Here is a 17115-nt window from a genome sequence, read left to right on the forward strand (position 1 = left end):
ATCAGCTCCCGGTGGCCTTCTGGTACGCGGCGACGTCCGAATCGAGTTCGGTGAGTATGTCGTTCCAGTTCGGCGACCACACCTGGACCCCCTGCAGTGCCCGTGCCGGGGCGCTCTCGCCCGCCGCGGCGCGCACGTCCTCGCGGACCGGCATGCCGAGCGCCTCGTCGGCGACCGTCTTCTGCGACTCCTCGGAGAGCAGGAACTCCATCAGCTGCCTGCCTTGCTCGCTGCGGGGCGCCCCCTTCGCCAGACCCATCACGTACGGCAGGGCGACGGTGGTGCGGGTGCCGTCGGCGGCAGCGGGGAAGAAGAGCGCGAATTTCGAGCCGTCGTCGGCGATCGACGTGAGGTTCATCTGCACGTCACCGTTGGCCACGAGCAGTTCGCCGTTGCTGACCTTCGGCTGCAGCTTGCCGGTCGAGGACGACGGTCCCACGTTGTTGGCCTGCAGCTTCGCGAGATAGTCGAGCGCGCCCTCCTTGCCCCTCAGATGCTGGAGGAGCAGTAGCACCGCGGTGCCGTCACCGGCCTGGCCGGGGCTGGAGTATTGGATCTTGCCCTCGAACTGGTCGGACAGCAGGTCGTCCCAGGTCCGGGGAGCAGGTGAGGCCGCCGGGTTGGCGATGAAGGACAGGTAGTTCTCGACGACGGGAACGTAGTGACCGGCGGCGTCCTTCTCCGCCGCGGGAACCGCGGAGGTGTCGACACCGCTCGGAACGAGGAGTCCCTGGGAGTCGGCCTTCTGGATGAACGGCGGCAGCGTGACGACGACGTCGGCCTGTGGGTTCGACTGTTCCTTCTCGAGACGGGAGACGACTTCGCCGGATCCGGCCTCGACGAGGTTCACCGCGATTCCGGTCTGTGCGGTGAAGGCGTCGAAACGCGACTGGTACCAACCGGATAACCCGTCGGCGCTGTACACGGTGACCGTGTCGGTGCCCGAATCGGCGGCGGTGCCGGTTCCGCCGCAGGCGGTTCCGAGGGTGAGGAGGGCCGCGGCCAGCGCGGCCGCGACGATCCGGGGACGAAGACGCATGGGGTGTTCCTAACGATGAGGGGACTGTGAAAAGGAGCTTGCCGTTTGGTCTAGACCATTGGGCCACCGCGTGGAGAACGGCAGGTGAACAATTGGTATAGACCATTTTTCGGGTACGCTCGGCCGCATGAACGACGACGGCAGCGCGTCCGGAGAGTCCGTGCTGATCGATACTGTCGGGGCGCTGTGGTCGCTGCGCGGCGTCTACGACGGCGAGGCGATCGACGAACTCGACCACGCCCTCCAGTCCGCGGGGCGGGCAATGGACGACGGCGCCGACGACGAGTTGATCCTCGCCGCCGCACTGCACGACATCGCCCGCAGTCCCGCGCTCGGGTTTCCCGACGACTGCGCGCACGATCGCGAGGCACGTGACTGGCTCACGCCGCGATTCGGGGAACGTGTCGGGTGGCTCGCCGGGGCGCACGTCGCGGCCAAGCGCTATCTGGTGTCCACCGAATCTGGTTACGCGGCAACGCTGTCCGACCAATCGGTGGCCACGCTGGAAAAGCAGGGCGGTGCCGCCGTCGACGCCGAGTTCACCAAGCATTCCTACTGGCCCGACGCCGTCCGGCTCCGGCGTTACGACGACGCCGCGAAAATTCCCGGGGCGCAGGCCCCGAGCGTCCACGACGTGATCGCCGTCGCGCGCAGGGTGCGGCTCGCGGTGTTGCCCACGCCATGACGGAAACGCCGAACGTCCCCAAGTACTACCGGGTCCGCACCGAACTCGAGTCGATCCTCGCCGAACTCGAGGTGGGGGACGCGATCCCTGCGGAGCGGGAACTGGCCGTCCGGTTCACGGTGTCCCGCGAGACGGTGCGGCAGGCCATCCACGAACTGCTGGTCGAGGGTCGCGTCGAGCGTCGCGGCCGCGGCACCGTCGTCGCCAGCCCGAAGCTCGTGCAACCGCTGTCGTTGCGGTCCTACACCGAGGGTGCGGTCAGCCAGGGCCGGGTGCCCGGACGCGAACTGGTGACGTTCGAGGAACTCGGCGCCGACGCGGATCTCGCCGAGGGGCTCGGTCTCGCGTTCGGAGCGCCGGTGATCCACCTCGAACGCGTCCTGCTCGCGGACGACGAGAAGATCGGGCTCGAAAGCACCCATCTGCCCGCCGACCGGTTCGGGGCGATGGCGCGCCGATTCGATCCGGGTACCTCGCTGTACGCGGCGATCCGCGAGACCGGCGTGGTGTTCGCGTCGGCGACCGAGCGGATCGAGACCGTGCTGGCCTCCCCGCGGGAGGCCGCGCTGCTCGACTCGACCACCGCGATGCCGATGCTGCGGCTCCATCGCGTCTCGCTCGACACCGACGGCGTGCCGATCGAACGGGTGCGTTCCCTCTACCGCGGCGACCGGATCGCCTTCCTCACCACACTGCGGGAGTGACGTCGACGCGCCCGACGGGTCCGGAGGCGCCCGGGCCGTGCACGGGGCTAACCTGGTACCCATGTCTGTCCGCACAGCACTGAGCCCCGGAACCGTGTCTCCCGTCCTCGCCGTACCGGCGGGGATCGAGCGTCCCGAGTACGCGTGGAAGCCCACGGCGAAGGAAGGCAACGAGCCGTGGGTTCAGACCCCGGAGACCATCGAGGCCATGCGGGTGGCGAGCAAGATCGCCGCCCAGGCCCTGCAGGAGGCCGGTAAGGCGGTGGCGCCGGGTGTCACCACCGACGAGCTCGACCGCATCGCGCACGAGTACATGATCGATCACGGCGCCTATCCGTCGACGCTCGGCTACAAGAGTTTCCCCAAGTCGTGCTGCACGTCGCTGAACGAGGTGATCTGCCACGGCATCCCCGACTCGACGGTGATCCAGGACGGCGACATCGTCAACATCGACGTCACCGCCTACATCGGCGGCGTGCACGGAGACACCAACGCCACGTTCCTCGCCGGGGACGTTGCCGAGGAGAACCGGTTGCTGGTGGAGCGGACCCACGAGGCGACGATGCGCGCCATCAAGGCCGTCAAGCCGGGCCGCGCGCTCAACGTCATCGGCCGCGTCATCGAGTCGTACGCGCACCGCTTCGGCTACGGCGTGGTCCGCGACTTCACCGGGCACGGCATCGGCACCACCTTCCACAACGGACTCGTCATCCTCCACTACGACGAGCCCTCCGTGGACACGGTCATCGAACCCGGCATGGTGTTCACGATCGAACCGATGATCAACCTCGGCGACATCGGCTGGGAGATCTGGGACGACGACTGGACCGTCGTCACCAAGGATCGCAAGTGGACGGCTCAGTTCGAGCACACCATCGTGGTCACCGAGACCGGCAACGAGATCCTCACCCTGCCTTGAGCGAGGGCCGGTGGAAGGGCGCCCTGCTCGTCGCCGGCACCACGTCCGACGCGGGCAAGAGTGTGCTCGTCGCGGGACTGTGCCGGATGCTCGCGCGGCGAGGTGTCCGAGTGGCGCCGTTCAAGGCGCAGAACATGTCGAACAACTCCGTCGTCACGCTGGACGGCGGCGAGATCGGCCGGGCGCAGGCCCTGCAGGCCGCGGCCTGCGGACTGGAGCCGAGCGTCCGCTTCAACCCCGTGCTGCTGAAACCGGGTAGCGACCGCACGTCGCAACTGGTGGTGCGCGGCCGCGCGGTGACGTCCGTCGGAGCCCGCGACTACATCGAGCACCGGCAGCACCTGCGCGCGGTGGTGGCCGAGGAACTGGCGTCGCTGCGCGCCGAGTACGACGTGGTGATCTGCGAGGGAGCGGGCTCACCCGCCGAGATCAACCTGCGAGCGACGGACCTCGCGAACATGGGGCTAGCCCGGGCCGCCGACCTGCCGGTGGTCGTCGTCGGCGACATCGACCGCGGTGGAGTGCTCGCCCACCTGTTCGGCACCGTGGCCGTACTCGCACCGGAAGACCAGGCGTTGATCGCGGGATTCGTGATCAACAAGTTCCGCGGCGACGTGTCGTTGCTGGGGCCGGGCCTCGAGCAGTTGACGGCCATGACGGGACGTCCGACGCTCGGGGTGATTCCCTTCGCCGAGGACCTGTGGCTCGACGCGGAGGATTCGCTCGGTGTGGTGGGGGACGCCCCGGTCGGACGTCCGGCACCACCGATCGGCGACGACTGGCTGCGGGTGGCCGCGATCCGCCTGCCCCGCATCTCCAATTCGACGGACGTCGAGGCGCTCGCGTGCGAACCCGGGGTGTCGGTGCGCTGGGTCACCGACCCGTCGCGGCTCGAGGACGCCGACCTGATCGTCCTGCCCGGAAGCAAGTCGACCGTGTCGGATCTGGAGTGGTTGCGCCGCAACGGCATCGCGGATGCGATCGCCGTGCACGCGAAACGCGGCGGTCCGGTGCTCGGCGTGTGTGGCGGTTACCAGATGCTCGGTTCCGTGATCGTCGACGACGTCGAATCCGGCCGGGGCGCGGTGCCGGGCCTCGGACTGCTCGACCTCGAGGTCGAGTTCGCCCCGGACAAGGTGCTCGCGCAGGTGCGCGGCGACGCCCACGGAGTTCCGGTGTCCGGGTATGAGATTCATCACGGCCAGGTGCGGCGCAACGGCGACCAGCCGCTGCTCCACGCGGGCAGCGGCGCCGCGGAAGGCAGTATCCGCGGCGCCGTCTACGGCACGCACTGGCACGGACTGCTCGAGACCGACCGCTTCCGCCGGCTTCTGCTGGACGACGTGGCCGAACACGCGGGGAGAACCGGTTTCGTCACCGCGCCGGACACGGATGTCGCCGCGATCCGGGCGGCTCAACTCGATCTGCTGGCGGACCTGGTGGAGCAGAATCTCGATCTCCGCGCCCTCGCGGACCTCCTCGGCGCGGGCGCCCCGGAAGGTCTCCCGGCCATCGCGTCGACCCTGGTGCGCTAGGCCGTCGCGCGGCGGACGAGCGCCCACGCCGCGACTATCCCTGCCGCCGCGGCCAGTGCCGGAAGCCACACCAGCGGCACCGACCGGGGCACGTCCGCAAACCAGTGGCCGATGTCCGGCCACCACTGCTGCCACGTGATCACGAACGCGGCGGCGCCCGCGGCGAGGAGAGTGCCGACGCCGAGCGTGAAGAGCCCCACCACCCGCCACCGGTGATGCAGTGCGCCCAGGAACATCCCCGCCGCCGCGGTCAGCGACAGGAAGGCGAAGTCGGCGCCCAGCTGAATCGCCGGGTCGGACGTGAAATAGTTGGGTATCGCGAACATCCGCATCCCCACACCCCAGCCGCCGGTGGCCTCCTCGATCAGCGACAGTCCGTAGAGCATCACCCCGAACACGAGAACCTGGACGGCGGCGACGATCAGGGTGGCCGCGAAATAGTCGCGCCGGGTGACGCTCATCCCCAGTGCGAACGGGAACGTCTGTGTCATGGCCTGCAGGTAGAACGCGAGGGCGATCCCGAACAGGGAGAAGACGCCGCCGGTGAAGTTGGTATCGCTGCCGGTGTCGCCGACCATCGCGAAGATGGCCGCCGCGATCGTGAACGACGCGACCAGCACGCCCAGTGGCCACGCGACGAGCAGGGGCCAGGCGACGGTGTGGATGCGGGAGACGGTCAGGACCCGGGTTGTCATCGTGCCTCCTCCTTGGTGGCCGTGGTGCTGCGGACCACGAGTTGTTGAAGGCTGAGCGGCTCGAAATGCAGGCCGTCGTCCACCGCCCGGTCCCGTTCGGAGTCCGACAGGCTGGCCTGCACGGTCGCCCGTTCGTGATTCCCCAGCGATTCACGGTGCAGGACAGTCTTGTTCGAGGTGAAGTCGGCGACGAGCGAGGCCAGGCCGGAGACGACGACGGCGCCTTCCCGAAGCGCGTCGGTGTCCTCGTCGAGGACGATCCGTCCCTTGTCGATCAGGATCACGTGTTCGATCAGGTCGCTGACCTCGTCGATGAGGTGTGTGGAGAGCACGACCGTGCGCGGGTGTTCGGCGTAGTCGGCGAGAAGCCGGTCGTAGAAGAGGTGCCGTGCCACCGCGTCGAGGCCGAGATACGGCTCGTCGAACAGGGTGAGCGGTGCGCGGGAGGCCAGACCGACCGTCACACCGAGCGCGGACGTCATGCCCCGCGACAACTTCTTCACCTTGCGGCACAACGGAAGATCGAAATCCTCCAGCAGTGTCTGTGCGAGTTCCTCGTTCCAGTGGGGGAGTAGGTGCCGTGCGGTCGCGAGGACGTGCCCGACCCTGAAGTCGTCCGGGTACTTCTGGCTCTCCTTGACGAAGCAGACGTCGGTGAGTACCCGGGAATTCTCGTGCGGGGCCTGACCGAAGATCTCGACCACACCCGAAGTCTGGAACTCCTGCCCGGTGAGGATCTGCATGAGCGTGGTCTTGCCGGCCCCGTTTCGGCCGAGGAGGCCGTAGATCTTGTTCTCCTGCAGGGAGAAGTCGATCCCGTCGAGTGCGACGAAGTCGCCGAATCTCTTGCCGAGGCCCCGCGCCGAGGCGACCGTCTTCGTGTCGAACGCTGTGCCGATCATCGTGCTCCCTCCCGTTGGTCGAGCATGGTCTTGAGTTCGGCGATGCTGACGCCGAGTTTGTCCGCCTCGGTGACGAGCGGATCGATGAACTGGCGCGCGAACCGCTCGCGTCGCCGGAAGCGCAGCGCGTTCCGGGCGCCGGAGGTGACGAACATTCCGATTCCCCTCTTCTTGTAGAGGATCCCGTCGGCGACGAGCTGATTCAGTCCCTTGGCTGCGGTCGCCGGGTTGATCCGGTGAAAGGCGGCGAGCTCGTTGGTCGACGGCACCTGGCCTTCCTCGGGAAGGGTTCCGTCGATGATCGAGTTCTCGATGAGCTCTGCGATCTGCTGGAACAGCGGTCTGCCGTTGTCGATCATCGACGCCCGACCCGCCGGTTGATCGGTTCATTACTCATGTAATGAACCATAGAACCGGGGAGGTCCGAGCGCAAGACGTCGCCGATCGCGTAGTTTTTAGCCCATGGAACTGACGCACGTGGCGGTGGGAAATGGAACCTGCACGGTCCGCATCGACGGACCGGAGAGCAAACACACCGTTCTCCTGCTACCGGGGGCCGGCGACGGACCGGATGTCTACGACGGCGTCTGCGAGCGCCTGCACAATTCCGATCTGCGCACGATCGTGCCCGAGGACATCACCGGTCTCGACGAGACGACGATCATGGCGCTGCTCGACGAACTGAAGGTCGGGTGGGTCAACCTCGTCGGCAGCCGGGAAGGAGCCGAACTGGCGTGGTCGCTGGCGGCTCGCCAGTTCGGACGCTTCGCCAGCCTCGTGGTCGCCGACCGGGGGCATCCGGCCGCACCCGACGGCGCCGGTGCGGTTCGCGGATCCGACTGCCCGCCCGTCGAACTCCCCACGACAGTGATGATCGGCAGCCCCGACCGGCGTGCCGAGGCGGACGCGAGCGGACGCTTCGTCTACTCCGACTTCCGCGTCGTTCAACTCGACGACGTCACCAACGTCCCGGCGGCCGCGGCGGCCGAGCTGGCCACCGAGATCGTTCTCCGCACCAGCCCCTGGTAGATCCCGGCCCCACGCCGAGCACGACCGTGCTCAGCGTGGGGCGTACATGATGACGGCCATGCCCAGCAGGCAGATCAGGGCGCCCGAGACGTCCCAGCGGTCCGGGCGGAAACCGTCGGCCACCATGCCCCAGATCAGCGAGCCCGCGACGAACACCCCGCCGTACGCGGCGAGGATGCGGCCGAAGTGGGCGTCCGGCTGCATCGTCGCGACGAACCCGTATGCCCCGAGCGCCGCGACACCGGCGCCGATCCAGATCCGGCCCCGGTGCTCGCGGACGCCCTGCCACACCAGCCAGGCGCCGCCGATCTCGAACAGCGCCGCGACTGCGAACAGCGCGACGGACTTGGCGACCGTCACTCGGCCGGTAGGTCGAGGCCGAGGAGAGCGTTCTCGACGACCTCGGGCAGCGCCGGGTGGATCCAGTACTGCCCCCGCGCCATCTGCTGCGCCGTCAGCCCGAAGCTCATTGCCTGGATCAGCGGCTGGATCACCGTGGACGCCTGGGCGCCGATCACGTGCGCACCGAGCAGCCGCCCGGTGCCGCGTTCGGCGATCACCTTGCACAGGCCCTCGTCGTCCTCCATCGCCCACCCGTAGGCGACGTCGCCGTACGCCTGCACCTTCACCGTGATGTCCCGGCCCGCCTCCCTGGCCTCGGCCTCGGTCAGCCCGACGTGCGCGATCTGCGGGTCGGTGAACACGGCGGCGGGAACGAACCGGTGGTCCGCGGCGCGCAGACCCGACGTGTCCTTCCACGCGTCCTGCAGGAGATTGTGCTGAACGACTCGCGCCTCGTGATTGGCGACGTGCTTGAGCTGGTACGGCGAGGAGACGTCACCGAGCGCGAACACGCCTTCGGCACTGGTCCGTTGGTAATCGTCGACCACGACGCGTCCCTCGTCGTCGAGGTCGATGCCACCGGCGGCGGCCCCGATGGCGTCCCCGTTCGACTGCCGCCCGGTCGCCACCAGGAGAACGTCACCCGAGACGACGGTGCCGTCCTCGAGTTCGACCGCGACGCCGTCACCGTCGCTGCGCACGGCTGCGACGGCGCTGCCGCGGTGCACGTCCCATTTCTTCTGGGCGAGATCCGTGAACCGGCGGGAGACGTCCTCGTCGAGGTGCCGCAGCAGGTGAGAGCTACGCGCGATCAGCGACACCCGGGTGCCCAGCGCGGAGAACACGTGTGCGAACTCGGCGGCGATGTATCCCGCACCGATGATCACCATGCGCTCGGGCAGCTCCGGCAACCGCATGATGTCGTCGTTCGTGTAGTACCGCACGCCGGATTCCCGGACCACGTCGGGGATGATCGGGCGGGATCCGGCCGCGATCACCACCTGATCGGCGGTGACGACCTCCCCGGTTCCGGTGTCGAGGGTTCGTGGGCCCACGAACGTCGCGTGCCCGCGGAACAGCGTGGTGTTCGGGCTGTCCTCGGCGCGGTAGCGCTCCCCGCCGGCCGAGATCGGGTCGATGCGGCCGAAGACCCGTTTGACGATGTCCGGCCAGCGCACCCCCTCGAGCTCCGCGTCGACGCCGTACTTCGCGGAATTGCCGACCGTGCGGGCCACCTCCGCGGCGTAGACGAACATCTTCGTCGGGATGCAACCCACGTTCAGGCACGTCCCGCCGAACGTGCCCTCCTCCAGGATCGCGACCGTCTTGTCCGCGAACCGATCGTCGGGCAGCGAGTTGCCGGACCCCGAACCGATGATCGCCAGATCGAAATGTGTCATCGGTTGGCCTCCGCGGCGTTGTGGCCGTGCAACCAGTCGAGCCAGAGGTCCACTTCGGCGAACGCCTCCGCCCGGGGCTGGTCGGCGGACAGGAACACGTCGTGCCGGGCGCCCGCGATGGGCACGATCGTGGTGCGGTCGCCGAGGCACCCCGCCCAGCGGGCGATCTGCCGGACGTCGAGGACGGCGTCGGCCGTGTCGACCCTGGGGTCGTACCGCGGCGCGAAATACGACGCCTTGGATCGGAGGACCAGGGCGGGAACCCCGATGTCGAGACCCCGGTGCAGTTGGGCATGGCCGCGGCGTACCGCGCGCAGCCACCCGAACGTGACCGGGAAACCGCTCAGCGGCTTCCAGTCGAGGTTGTAGTTCCAGATGCCGTTGCCCTCCACGTGCAGGCTCACGCCGTATGTGTCGAGCCCGGTCTTCGGGATGATCGACTTACGTTTGACGCGCCCGAGCGCATCGACGGCCACCGTCCCCACGTTCCGCAGGTACGACGGACCCTGCAGGTCGAACCACGGGCTATTGAGGATGACCCCGCTGATGCCGAGTGCGGCGGTGCCGCCCGGCTTGCGCTGCAGGCGGTGCAGCCACAGCGGCAGAACCAGACCGCCCGTCGAATGCGCGACCAGCAGGACCTCGCCGTCACCGGTCTGTTCCCGGACCTGGCGCAACGCCTCGTTCAGTTCGGCGTCGTAGAGTGTCAGATCGGAGACGAAGTGCGGCGTCTGGCCCGGTTCGAGCGAGCGCCCGCACTTGCGCAGATCGAGTGCGAAGAACGCGTAACCCTGTTCGGCGAAGTGCTCGGCCAGGTGCTTCTGGAAGAAGTAGTCGGTGAATCCGTGGACGTACAGCACGGCGCGGCCGGTCTTCCTCGTCTCCTGCGCGGGCTGGTAGCGGATCAGCGTCGCCTTCACCTCGCCCTCGCCGTCGGGGTCGGTGCCGAGAGGGATGGTCAGCTGTTGATAACCGTCGCCGAGAACGTCGGGAGCCCATGTAGTCACAGATCACAATCTAATGTGCGATTCGGGGGCGCGGGGAGGCGCACAATTGGGGCAGGTGATTCTCGCTCATACGCGCGGGTAACCTATCCGGCGAACACGGCAGGCGTATGCGCGTACGGCTATGGACAAGGAAGTCGATACTCCAGTGTCAGATCAGAATGCGGTAGAGACGAAAACGGATGTAGTGCTGGTGGGCGCGGGCATCATGAGCGCGACGCTGGGGGCGATCCTGCGTCAGGTGCAGCCCGATTGGTCGATCACCACATTCGAGCGGCTCGACGCAGTAGCCGCCGAGAGCAGCGACCCGTGGAACAACGCGGGCACCGGCCACTCCGCGCTGTGTGAGCTCAATTACACCCCGCAGAACGCCGACGGCACCGTGGACATCACGAAGGCCGTCAACGTGAACGAGCAGTTCCAGGTGTCGCGGCAGTTCTGGGCGCACGGCGTCGAGAGCGGTGTGCTGACGCAGCCCAAGGAGTTCATCAACCCCATCCCGCACGTGAGCTTCGTGCACGGCGAGGCCAACGCGAAGTACCTGCGGGCCCGCTACGACGCCCTCGCCGGTCACCCCCTGTTCGCGGGTATGGAGTACATCGACGCCCCCGACGAGTTCACCCGTCGCCTGCCGTTGATGGCGAAGGGCCGCGACTTCAGCGATCCCGTCGCTCTCAACTGGACCCAGGACGGCACCGACGTCGACTTCGGCGCCCTGACAAAGCAGCTTCTCGGTTACGTCGGCGCGTCCGGCGGCGTCGTCCACTTCGGGCACGAGGTCACCGACCTCACCAAGCAGTCCGACGGCACCTGGGTGGTCAAGGTCACCAACCGCCGCAACGGTGTGAAGAAGGTCGTGCGCGCCAAGTTCGTGTTCGTCGGCGCCGGTGGCGGTGCGCTGCACCTGCTGCAGAAGTCCGGCATCGAGGAGGCCAAGGGCTTCGGCGGGTTCCCCGTGAGCGGCGCGTTCCTGCGCTGCACCAACCCGGAGCTCATCGACCAGCACCGCGCCAAGGTCTACGGCAAGGCCGCCGTCGGCGCGCCGCCGATGTCGGTTCCGCACCTCGACACTCGCGTGATCGGCAACAAGCCCGGACTGCTGTTCGGCCCCTACGCCGGCTGGTCGCCCAAGTTCCTCAAGCAGGGCCGCGTCACCGATCTGCCCAGTTCGGTCAAGCCGAACAACCTGCTGTCGATGCTCGGGGTCGGCGTCAGCGAACTCGGTCTCGTCAAGTACCTGATCAGTGAGCTCGCGATGTCCGAGGCCGGCCGGATCGAGACCCTGCGGGAGTTCGTCCCGAAGGCGCTCGGCAAGGACTGGGAGCTGATCACCGCGGGCCAGCGCGTCCAGGTCATCCGTCGAGCCAAGGGCAAGGGCGGTGTCCTCGAGTTCGGCACCGCGGTCGTCAACGCCGCCGACGGCAGCATCGCCGGACTGCTCGGCGCGTCGCCGGGTGCGTCCACCGCGGTGCCCGCCATGCTCGACGTGCTGCAGCGCTGCTTCCCGACCCAGTACGAGTCGTGGAAACCGAAGCTCCAGGAAATGGTTCCGTCGCTGGGCATCAAGCTCTCCGACGACACGGCACTGTTCTCGCAGGTGTGGGACTGGACGTCGAAGGTGCTCCAGCTCGACACCAGCAAGGTGGAGGACGCGTCGGTCGCGGTCTGATGCACCGCCCGGCCCGGGTCCACGGGCGCGCACACTTGCCGGTGCTGTGCGATAGTTGCCTGTCATGACGGCAACTGCAGCACTCAAGCGTTCGTGGGCACTCGATCTCGACAACAAGACGCTCTACGAGTTGCTCAAGCTCCGCGTAGAGGTCTTCGTCGTCGAGCAGGCGTGCCCGTACCCGGAACTCGACGGCCGTGATCTGCTGGTCGAGACCCGCCACTTCTGGCTGGAACAGGACGGTCAGGTGGTCTGCACCCTCCGGCTCCTCGAGGAGCACGCCGACGGCACCACGTCGTTCCGCATCGGTCGGCTGTGCACGTCGCGGCCGGCGCGCGGTCAGGGACACACGACGCGTCTGCTGCGCGCCGCGCTCGCCGAGGTCGGCGACGCGCCGTGCCGCATCAACGCGCAGACGTATCTGGTGGACATGTACGCCAAGCACGGTTTCAAGCCGGACGGCGAGGAGTTCGTCGAGGACGGCATCCCGCACGTCCCCATGCGGCGCGGCGGCGGTGCCGCCCATGGTGTCGGCGGCGGTGCCGCCCATGGTGTCGGCGGCGGTGTCGCGTACGAGGTGGCGGAGGCGGCCCCGTCGAACGCCGGGCAGTAGGCCCCGACTAGGGTCGTCAGGTGAATGTCCGCGGGGAAGTCCTGTTCGAATCAGGCGCGGTCCCGCCACTGTGACGGATCTCTGACCGGCTGCCACCACCCTGGTTGCCGATCCGGTCTCCCAGCCAGATTGCCGCGGCGTTCGTACCGGCCAAAGCTCTCGGCGAGGAAACCGGGACGTGAAGGGATGCAGCGTGCGTACGGATCGTGAAGTGGACCAGGTTCGACCCGACTTTTCGTGGGGATTCCCGTTCAGCGCGGTGGTCGGTCAGGACCGGTTGCGGCTGGCCCTCATCCTCTGCGCGGTCCATCCCGGTATCGGCGGCGTCCTCGTCCGCGGTGAGAAGGGGACGGCCAAATCGACGGTGGTCCGCGCTCTCACCGCGCTGCTGCCGGCGGTGCACGACGAGCACGGGACCCGCCCGGCGCGACTGATCGAACTGCCGGTCGGAGCCACGGAAGACCGCGTCGTCGGTTCCCTCGACCTCGAGAAGGTCCTGCGCGACGGTGAGCGCGCGTTCCAACCCGGACTGCTGTCGGCCGCCCATCAGGGTGTTCTCTATGTCGACGAGGTCAATCTTCTGCACGACCATCTGGTCGACGTGCTCCTCGACGCGGCGGCGATGGGCCGCGTCCACATCGAGCGTGACGGCATCTCGCACTCGCACGCCGCGCGGTTCGTGCTGGTCGGCACGATGAATCCTGAGGAGGGCGAGCTCCGGCCGCAGCTCCTCGACCGGTTCGGGCTGGCCGTCGACGTCGCTGCGTCGCGGGAGGTGGACGTGCGCATGGAGGTGGTCCGGCGTCGACTGGACTTCGAGCGTGACCCCGCACGGTTCGCCGAGCGCTACGCCGAGCAGGACGCCGCCTTGGCCGCCGCCATTCTCGAGGCCCGCGACCGGCTCGACTCCGTCGAGCTCGACGACGTCGAGTTGCGCCGAATCTCTTCTCTCTGTGCGTCGTTCGACGTGGACGGCATGCGCGCCGATCTCGTCCTCGCCCGGACCGCGACCGCGCACGCAGCATGGCGGGGCGCCGGCGCCGTCACGGCGGAGGACGTGCGGGTCGCGGCCGAGTTGACCTTGCCACACCGCCGCCGCCGGGATCCGTTCGACGAACCCGGCCTCGATGAACAGCAGCTCGACGACGCTCTCCGTCAGGCCGACGACGACGCCAGGTCCGGTGCCGAGGAACCGCCGGAGCAGGAGCCGGGACCTCCGCCCGGGACCCCGCCCGGACCGGACGGCGGGGACACCGACCCCGAGGGGCCCGACGATCCCGACGGGCCCGGAGGCGGGGCTCCGGCACCCCCCGAACGCCCGGCCGGGCCGACCGGCACCCAGTTCACCACCAAACTCCTCGAGGTACCCGGAGTCGGCGAGGGCGCGCCGGGCCGGCGTTCCCGTTCGCGCTCCTCCCGCGGTCGCGCGGTGCGCTCGACCGCCGAACAGGGGCACGGACTCCACCTGGTGGGCACGCTCTTCGCCGCCGCCGAGCGGCAGGTGGCCCGCGGCCGGAGCGCTGGTCGGATGATCCTCGACTCCGCCGATCTGCGCGGGGCGATTCGCGAGGGCCGCGAGGGCAACCTCGTGGTGTTCGTCGTGGACGCTTCCGGGTCGATGGCGGCCCGTGACCGATTGTCGGCTGTCACCGGTGCCGTCGTCTCACTGCTGCGCGACGCCTACCAGCGCCGCGACAAGGTGGCGGTGATCACGGTTCGCGGACGCGCCGCGGAACTGGTCCTGCCGCCCACGTCGTCGGTGGACATCGCCGTCCGCCGCCTCCGCGGAATGAAGACTGGCGGCAAATCCCCACTGGCAGAAGGATTTCTGCGTGCGCGTGAGGTCGTGTTGCGGGAACGTCTCCGCGATCCGCAGCGTCGCGCGCTCGTCGTCGCACTGACGGACGGGCGGGCGACGGGCGGCAAGGACGCACTGCACCGGGCCAAGGTGGCCGCGGGGCTGCTCGCCGACAGCTCGGTCGCGTCGGTGGTCGTCGACTGCGAGACAGGCATGGTCCGGCTCGGGCTGGCCGCGGAGCTGGCCCGCCGGCTGCGGGGCGGCTACGTCCGCCTCGGTGAATTGTCCGCGCAGCAGGTCGCGGGCGTCGTCCGCGCCGCAGCGTGATCCGGACGCGGATTCGGTAGGGGAGAGAGAAGACACATGCCCAAGGGTGTTCCCGAGAACGTTCCGAACGACGGCCTCACCACACGTCAACGACGCAACGCTCCCGTGCTCGCGGTCCACACCGGACCGGGCAAGGGGAAGTCGACGGCCGCGTTCGGTATGGCGCTGCGTGCCTGGAATCAGGGATTCGATGTCGGCGTGTTCCAGTTCGTGAAGAGCGCCAAGTGGAAGGTGGGGGAGGAAGCAGCCTTCCGCGCCCTCGGCAAGCTGCACGAGGACACCGGCGTCGGTGGGGCGGTGCAGTGGCACAAGATGGGCGAAGGCTGGTCGTGGACGCGCAAGCACGGCAGCGAGGAAGACCACGCCGCCGCGGCCGCCGAGGGATGGCGCGAGATCGCCCGCCGGCTGGGAGCCGAGGAACACCGGTTCTACGTGCTGGACGAGTTCACGTATCCCCTGAAGTGGGGGTGGGTGGATGTCGACGAGGTGGTCGAGGTCCTGCAGAACCGCCCCGGCAACCAGCACGTGGTGATCACGGGCCGCGACGCCCCGCAGGCACTGATCGACGCCGCGGATCTGGTGACGGAGATGACCAAGATCAAGCATCCGATGGACGCCGGCCGGAAGGGCCAGCGGGGCATCGAGTGGTGACCACGCTCTCCGCGGCGCCCGCGGTGGTCATCGCAGCCCCCGCATCGGGTAGCGGAAAGACCACCGTCGCAACCGGTCTGGTGGGAGCGCTGCGTGAGTCGGGCTGCGCGGTGGCACCGTTCAAGGTCGGCCCCGACTACATCGACCCCGGATACCACGGGCTCGCGGCCGGACGGCCGGGACGCAATCTCGACCCGGTCATGGTGGGCGCGCAGCGGATCGCCCCGCTGTACCGGCACGGCAGTTCGGGATGCGACCTCGCGGTCGTCGAGGGCGTCATGGGCCTGTTCGACGGCAAGATCGACGCCGCGTCGCAGGAGCCGTCGGCCGAGGGATCGACGGCCCAGGTGGCGGCTCTGCTCGGCGCCCCGGTCGTGCTCGTGGTCGACGCCCGCGGGCACAGTCAGAGCCTGGCCGCGGTCCTGCACGGCTTCTCCACCTACGACACCGGGGTCCGCATCGGCGGGGTGATCCTCAACCGGGTGGGAAGTCCGCGGCACGAACAGGTACTGCGGCAGGCATGCGAGCGCGTCGGACTTCCCGTGCTCGGCGCCGTGCCGCGGATGGCCGAACTGGAGGTCCCGTCCCGGCACCTCGGGCTGATCCCGGCGGCGGAGCACGGAGCCGACGCGGTCGACGCCGTCGACGCGATGACCCGATTGGCCGCCCGCCACCTCGACCTGCCCGCCATCCGCGCACTCGCGGCCTCGGCGGTCGACGGGCCGGTGTGGGACCCCGCCGCCGAGGTCGGGCCGATTCCGTCCGGCCCGCGCCCGACCGTGGCGATCGCCGGGGGCCGGGCGTTCACGTTCGGGTACGCCGAACACCGCGAACTCCTGGGTGCCGCCGGTGCCGACGTGATCACGTTCGACCCCCTGCACGATGCGTTGCCGTCCGGCACGAGCGGCGTGGTGCTGCCCGGTGGTTTCCCCGAGGAGCACGCCGTCGCCCTCGCGGAGAACTCCGCGCTCCTGACACAGATACGCGCACTCGCGACAGCGGGGGCGCCGATCCATGCGGAGTGCGCCGGTCTGCTCTACCTCGCCCGAAGCCTCGACGGGCACGCGATGGCCTCCGTGGTCGGGGTCGACGCCTCGTTCGGGTCCCGTCTCACGCTCGGGTACCGCGAGGCGGTGGCGGTCACGGACTCCACACTCTTCGCGGCAGGTGAGCGGGTGGTCGGCCACGAGTTCCATCGCACGTCGCTCGCCGCGGCCGAGGCGGACGGCTTCGCACCGGCCTGGGGCTGGCGACCCTGGGACGGCGACCCTGCGCGCGAGGGTTTCGTGCGCGGCGGCGTGCACGCCTCGTACCTGCACACGCACCCCGCGGGTCACCCGGAGGCGATCACCCGTTTCGTGGCCGCGGCCCGGACCTTCGCCGCGCATGGGTGACGTCAGCGTCGGCGTCGGGTTCCGTGCGGCAGCGGGCAGCGCGGACGTCCTGGCCGCCGTCCGGCACGTGCTGACGTCCACGAACCTGGGTCCGGACGCGACACTGGACTGCCTGTGCACCCTCGACCGCAAGGCCGCGGATCCGGCTGTCCGCGATGCGGCAGCGGCCTTGGGTGTCCCCGTCCGCGGATTCGCCGTGGGGGAACTGGCCGCCGTCGATGTGGCGAACCCGTCGGACCGGGTGCACTCGGCGACGGGATCGCCGAGCGTCGCGGAAGCGGCGGCGGTGCTCGGCGCGGGCGGAGGGCCCCTGATCATGACCAAGTGGTCCGCGAATGGCGTCGTCGTCGCGGCAGCCCGTAAAGTTTCGTAGGTTCGAGACGAGACGTGCAGGATTTTCTGGAGAAAC

Annotated in this window: 18 protein-coding genes; 11 read left to right on the plus strand and 7 right to left on the minus strand. The window is 69.0% G+C overall.

From position 1 onward, the window contains the following. Position 1: 1 nt before the first annotated feature. Positions 2–1039: a 2-aminoethylphosphonate ABC transporter substrate-binding protein gene (locus G9373_RS00985; protein WP_133986552.1), complete on the minus strand. Its 1038-nt coding sequence runs from the start codon at positions 1037–1039 to the stop codon at positions 2–4. A gap of 127 nt (positions 1040–1166) precedes the next feature. On the opposite strand from G9373_RS00985, the gene G9373_RS00990 reads away from it, so the two are divergent. The 4 genes from G9373_RS00990 (at position 1167) to G9373_RS01005 (ending at position 4882) form a co-directional block, all read left to right on the plus strand. Further along, entirely contained in the window at positions 1167–1724 is a 558-nt protein-coding gene (locus G9373_RS00990; RefSeq protein ID WP_005571386.1) for a hypothetical protein, read from the plus strand. Further along, positions 1721–2428 carry a GntR family transcriptional regulator gene (locus tag G9373_RS00995; protein WP_005571388.1) on the plus strand — a complete coding sequence of 236 codons (708 nt, stop codon included), beginning with the start codon at positions 1721–1723 and terminating at the stop codon, positions 2426–2428. Before G9373_RS00990 ends, G9373_RS00995 begins: the two co-directional genes overlap by 4 nt. A 61-nt stretch (positions 2429–2489) precedes the next feature. Then, the gene (gene map, locus G9373_RS01000; RefSeq protein WP_005259297.1) at positions 2490–3347 is read left to right on the plus strand and encodes a type I methionyl aminopeptidase; all 858 of its coding nucleotides are present in this window, start codon (positions 2490–2492) and stop codon (positions 3345–3347) included. Continuing rightward, positions 3344–4882 carry a cobyric acid synthase gene (locus tag G9373_RS01005; protein ID WP_054247403.1) on the plus strand — a complete coding sequence of 513 codons (1539 nt, stop codon included), beginning with the start codon at positions 3344–3346 and terminating at the stop codon, positions 4880–4882. Before map ends, G9373_RS01005 begins: the two co-directional genes overlap by 4 nt. On the opposite strand, the gene G9373_RS01010 is transcribed toward G9373_RS01005, so the two are convergent. Genes G9373_RS01010 through G9373_RS01020 form a run of 3 tightly spaced genes read right to left on the minus strand, consistent with a single transcriptional unit; the run spans position 4879 to position 6838 of the window. Further along, positions 4879–5577 carry a hypothetical protein gene (locus G9373_RS01010; RefSeq protein ID WP_005565594.1) on the minus strand — a complete coding sequence of 233 codons (699 nt, stop codon included), beginning with the start codon at positions 5575–5577 and terminating at the stop codon, positions 4879–4881. The two genes, G9373_RS01005 and G9373_RS01010, sit on opposite strands and share 4 nt — an antisense overlap. Beyond that, a complete protein-coding gene (locus G9373_RS01015) occupies positions 5574–6479 on the minus strand; it encodes an ABC transporter ATP-binding protein (RefSeq protein ID WP_005565593.1) in 906 nt (301 codons plus the stop codon). Before G9373_RS01015 ends, G9373_RS01010 begins: the two co-directional genes overlap by 4 nt. Continuing rightward, a complete protein-coding gene (locus G9373_RS01020) occupies positions 6476–6838 on the minus strand; it encodes a GntR family transcriptional regulator (protein WP_005259287.1) in 363 nt (120 codons plus the stop codon). The genes G9373_RS01015 and G9373_RS01020 overlap by 4 nt, the downstream gene beginning before the upstream one ends. A 103-nt stretch (positions 6839–6941) precedes the next feature. On the opposite strand from G9373_RS01020, the gene G9373_RS01025 reads away from it, so the two are divergent. Continuing rightward, on the plus strand, positions 6942–7508 hold the full coding sequence (locus tag G9373_RS01025; RefSeq protein WP_005259286.1) for an alpha/beta hydrolase: 567 nt from the start codon (positions 6942–6944) through the stop codon (positions 7506–7508). A 30-nt stretch (positions 7509–7538) separates the two neighbouring features. Here G9373_RS01025 and G9373_RS01030 read toward each other — a convergent pair whose 3' ends face one another. From G9373_RS01030 to G9373_RS01040, 3 genes are read right to left on the minus strand one after another with little or no spacing between them, the layout of a single operon-like run. Next, a complete protein-coding gene (locus G9373_RS01030; protein WP_005565591.1) occupies positions 7539–7868 on the minus strand; it encodes a YnfA family protein in 330 nt (109 codons plus the stop codon). After that, the gene (gene mtr, locus G9373_RS01035; protein ID WP_005565589.1) at positions 7865–9250 is read right to left on the minus strand and encodes a mycothione reductase; all 1386 of its coding nucleotides are present in this window, start codon (positions 9248–9250) and stop codon (positions 7865–7867) included. The genes G9373_RS01030 and mtr overlap by 4 nt, the downstream gene beginning before the upstream one ends. Then, a complete protein-coding gene (locus G9373_RS01040) occupies positions 9247–10257 on the minus strand; it encodes an alpha/beta hydrolase (RefSeq protein WP_054247404.1) in 1011 nt (336 codons plus the stop codon). Before G9373_RS01040 ends, mtr begins: the two co-directional genes overlap by 4 nt. A 121-nt stretch (positions 10258–10378) precedes the next feature. Here G9373_RS01040 and mqo point away from each other — a divergent pair, with 121 nt between their 5' ends. From mqo to G9373_RS01070, 6 genes are all read left to right on the plus strand, one after another. After that, complete coding sequence (gene mqo, locus G9373_RS01045; protein WP_037204597.1) at positions 10379–11923, plus strand: malate dehydrogenase (quinone); 1545 nt, start codon at positions 10379–10381, stop codon at positions 11921–11923. A gap of 64 nt (positions 11924–11987) precedes the next feature. After that, complete coding sequence (locus G9373_RS01050; RefSeq protein WP_005565587.1) at positions 11988–12536, plus strand: GNAT family N-acetyltransferase; 549 nt, start codon at positions 11988–11990, stop codon at positions 12534–12536. Between the two features lie 211 nt (positions 12537–12747). Then, the gene (locus G9373_RS01055) at positions 12748–14661 is read left to right on the plus strand and encodes a VWA domain-containing protein (RefSeq protein ID WP_120659256.1); all 1914 of its coding nucleotides are present in this window, start codon (positions 12748–12750) and stop codon (positions 14659–14661) included. A 36-nt stretch (positions 14662–14697) separates the two neighbouring features. Then, a complete protein-coding gene (gene cobO / locus G9373_RS01060) occupies positions 14698–15312 on the plus strand; it encodes a cob(I)yrinic acid a,c-diamide adenosyltransferase (RefSeq protein WP_120659255.1) in 615 nt (204 codons plus the stop codon). Further along, the gene (locus G9373_RS01065) at positions 15306–16706 is read left to right on the plus strand and encodes a cobyrinate a,c-diamide synthase (RefSeq protein ID WP_120659254.1); all 1401 of its coding nucleotides are present in this window, start codon (positions 15306–15308) and stop codon (positions 16704–16706) included. Before cobO ends, G9373_RS01065 begins: the two co-directional genes overlap by 7 nt. Beyond that, positions 16699–17079 carry a cobalamin biosynthesis protein gene (locus tag G9373_RS01070; protein ID WP_054248019.1) on the plus strand — a complete coding sequence of 127 codons (381 nt, stop codon included), beginning with the start codon at positions 16699–16701 and terminating at the stop codon, positions 17077–17079. Before G9373_RS01065 ends, G9373_RS01070 begins: the two co-directional genes overlap by 8 nt. The last annotated feature ends 36 nt before the right edge of the window (positions 17080–17115 follow it).

Origin of the sequence: Rhodococcus sp. A14, assembly GCF_011603105.1 — a bacterium.
Lineage (GTDB): Bacteria > Actinomycetota > Actinomycetes > Mycobacteriales > Mycobacteriaceae > Rhodococcus_F > Rhodococcus_F opacus.

Excerpts from the sequence above, each read along its gene's own strand:
- map (WP_005259297.1), top strand. The coding sequence starts at position 2,490 with ATGTCTGTCCGCACAGCACTGAGCCCCGGAACCGTGTCTCCCGTCCTC.
- G9373_RS01025 (WP_005259286.1), top strand. The coding sequence starts at position 6,942 with ATGGAACTGACGCACGTGGCGGTGGGAAATGGAACCTGCACGGTCCGC.
- G9373_RS00985 (WP_133986552.1), bottom strand. The coding sequence starts at position 1,039 with ATGCGTCTTCGTCCCCGGATCGTCGCGGCCGCGCTGGCCGCGGCCCTC.
- G9373_RS01070 (WP_054248019.1), top strand. The coding sequence starts at position 16,699 with ATGGGTGACGTCAGCGTCGGCGTCGGGTTCCGTGCGGCAGCGGGCAGC.
- mtr (WP_005565589.1), bottom strand. The coding sequence starts at position 9,250 with ATGACACATTTCGATCTGGCGATCATCGGTTCGGGGTCCGGCAACTCG.
- G9373_RS00995 (WP_005571388.1), top strand. The coding sequence starts at position 1,721 with ATGACGGAAACGCCGAACGTCCCCAAGTACTACCGGGTCCGCACCGAA.
- G9373_RS01015 (WP_005565593.1), bottom strand. The coding sequence starts at position 6,479 with ATGATCGGCACAGCGTTCGACACGAAGACGGTCGCCTCGGCGCGGGGC.
- G9373_RS00990 (WP_005571386.1), top strand. The coding sequence starts at position 1,167 with ATGAACGACGACGGCAGCGCGTCCGGAGAGTCCGTGCTGATCGATACT.
- G9373_RS01010 (WP_005565594.1), bottom strand. The coding sequence starts at position 5,577 with ATGACAACCCGGGTCCTGACCGTCTCCCGCATCCACACCGTCGCCTGG.
- G9373_RS01020 (WP_005259287.1), bottom strand. The coding sequence starts at position 6,838 with ATGATCGACAACGGCAGACCGCTGTTCCAGCAGATCGCAGAGCTCATC.
- G9373_RS01050 (WP_005565587.1), top strand. The coding sequence starts at position 11,988 with ATGACGGCAACTGCAGCACTCAAGCGTTCGTGGGCACTCGATCTCGAC.
- mqo (WP_037204597.1), top strand. The coding sequence starts at position 10,379 with ATGGACAAGGAAGTCGATACTCCAGTGTCAGATCAGAATGCGGTAGAG.
- cobO (WP_120659255.1), top strand. The coding sequence starts at position 14,698 with ATGCCCAAGGGTGTTCCCGAGAACGTTCCGAACGACGGCCTCACCACA.